Source organism: Streptococcus oralis, from assembly GCF_001588645.1.
GTDB lineage: Bacteria > Bacillota > Bacilli > Lactobacillales > Streptococcaceae > Streptococcus > Streptococcus oralis_AB.
This window is the reverse complement of sequence record NZ_LAYF01000053.1, coordinates 1-317: the sequence shown is the minus strand read 5'-3', so window position 1 is coordinate 317 and position 317 is coordinate 1. Positions and strand designations below refer to the sequence as shown.

The 317-nt window shown below is 41.0% G+C and carries 1 protein-coding gene; it reads left to right on the top strand.

All coding sequences use genetic code 11. The annotated features are described in order from the left end of the window. Window positions 1-11: 11 nt before the first annotated feature. Window positions 12-317: HAD hydrolase-like protein (locus A0739_RS09800; RefSeq protein ID WP_155718982.1), on the top strand; the 306-nt coding region annotated here is incomplete at its 3' end.

Sequence of the window (317 nt, the reverse complement as noted above, 5' to 3'; positions counted from 1 at the left end):
AAGGAGACAAAATGAGCCATTTGAAATATATCTTCTTTGATTTGGATGGAACTTTAGTTGACAGTTCACAGGGCATCCAAAAATCCTTTGAATACAGTTTTAAACAACTTGGAAAAGAGTGCCCTGAAGAAAGTATTATCAAAAGTTTTATGGGGCCGCCTCTGGAAGTAAGCTTCGCTTCTGTTCTTGAAGAAAGCCAAGTCCCAGAAGCAATTAACTATTATCGCAGCTTCTATAAGGAAAAAGGCATCTGGGGCGTTCGCCTCTATGAGGGGCTACCAGAATTGCTGACACAGTTAAAAGAAGCCGGCTATCAG